This is a genomic window from Shewanella sp., from assembly GCF_051658185.1.
In the GTDB taxonomy this organism is placed as follows: domain Bacteria; phylum Pseudomonadota; class Gammaproteobacteria; order Enterobacterales; family Shewanellaceae; genus Shewanella.
The window spans coordinates 1-1,562 of the sequence record NZ_JBOFMC010000138.1; the positions used below are offsets into that span (position 1 = coordinate 1).

A 1,562-nucleotide genomic window follows, 5' to 3' on the forward strand; every position below is an offset into this window, starting at 1 on the left:
GCAAATGCCGATTGAAAAGCAGCAGGATCAGATGGTTTATGCTGGCACCATCAACGTTGACCAACCGCTCAAAGTCAAAGTCACTGCATTAGGGCAAGATCAACTGGTTGCTGAAATCATTCGGCTACAGGAACTGGCATCCAACACTAAGCCTGCCATTGCCCTGCTTGCTGATAAGTTATCGCGCTATTTTTCGGGCACCATTCTCACCATTGCGGCGATAACCTACTTGGTTTGGCATCAACTCTCCCCAGAAGATGCCTTTTGGGTCACCTTATCGGTATTAGTGGCCACCTGCCCCTGCGCCTTGGCTCTGGCGACCCCAACCGCAGTCACCTGCGCGACCGCCATCTTTACTCGCCTTGGGATCATTACTCGCAAAGCCGGTGTGTTTGAAAAACTGCCCCTTATCAACCATGTGGTCTTTGATAAGACTGGCACCCTCACCTGCGGCACCCTCACCCTTGGCCAAACCGATTGCCTAGCGGATATCACTCAGGCCCAAGCCTTAGCCATTGCCGCGACCCTTGAGAGTGGTTCGCGCCACCCCATCGCCGCGGCATTTGCCCCATTTAGCGATGACACACTCGTGGCTGAGCATATCCATCATGAGGTGGGCTTTGGGGTGCGTGGCCAGATCAACGGCACTGAATACCTCATTGGCAATGCGCTATTGACCGGTGCCACTGCCGATAGCAACGATCCTATCCAAAGGATTTGGTTAGCCAGAGCTCATCAACAGCAAGTTGAGGTATTAGCTCGCTTTACCATCCTCGACAATATTCGCCAAGACAGCCAAGCCACGATAGCCCAACTAAAGCAACAAGGTTGCCGGATAAGCATCGCCAGCGGCGATAACTCTGGGCATGTGCAACAACTGGCGACCGAGCTCGGTATTGATGATGTCCACAGTGGCCTCACCCCTAGCGCAAAACTCGCGCTCGTGACGGAATTACAACAGCATAGCCACGTCGCAATGTTTGGCGATGGAATTAATGATGCGCCCGTATTAGCGGGCGCCGAGTTGTCCGTGGCCATGGGCAGCGGTAGCGCTATTGCTAAAAATAGCGCCGACTTAATTTTGCTCGGGGATCACCTATCCCGCTTTACCCAAGCGGTGGCCGTCGCGAAATTAACCACCCAAATTATCAAACAGAATCTCGCATGGGCGCTCGGATATAATGCGCTGATCCTCCCCTTGGCCGTAACAGGCCACGTAGCGCCCTACATTGCTGCGCTGGGGATGTCGGCAAGCTCGTTGATTGTCGTCGGCAATAGCCTGCGACTACTGCGCATCAAAGTATAATAAAAACATAAGGTTGATTAATGAGCATTATTTACGTGTTAATTCCAATTGCAATGATCTTCGTACTCATCGCCGTTGCAGTATTCTTTTGGGCGGTCAAATCAGAGCAATTTGATGATCTGGACCGCCAAAGCGTTTCTATTCTCTTTGATGAGGATCCACAGCGTCCCTCCGCCCCCGCGGCAACCTCAGCTGAACGCCCGAACAAACCAGGCATGCCACAGTGATTGAGTACAATATCACCGGGGCATTTTTA

Annotated in this window: 2 protein-coding genes; both read left to right on the plus strand. The window is 52.4% G+C overall.

From position 1 onward, the window contains the following. A partial coding sequence (locus tag ACRCZA_RS05685; protein WP_438673496.1) for a heavy metal translocating P-type ATPase occupies nucleotides 1–1,306 on the plus strand: 1,306 nt, incomplete at its 5' end. A gap of 20 nt (nucleotides 1,307–1,326) precedes the next feature. Then, a complete protein-coding gene (gene ccoS / locus ACRCZA_RS05690) occupies nucleotides 1,327–1,533 on the plus strand; it encodes a cbb3-type cytochrome oxidase assembly protein CcoS (protein WP_438673497.1) in 207 nt (68 codons plus the stop codon). Nucleotides 1,534–1,562: the final 29 nt, after the last annotated feature.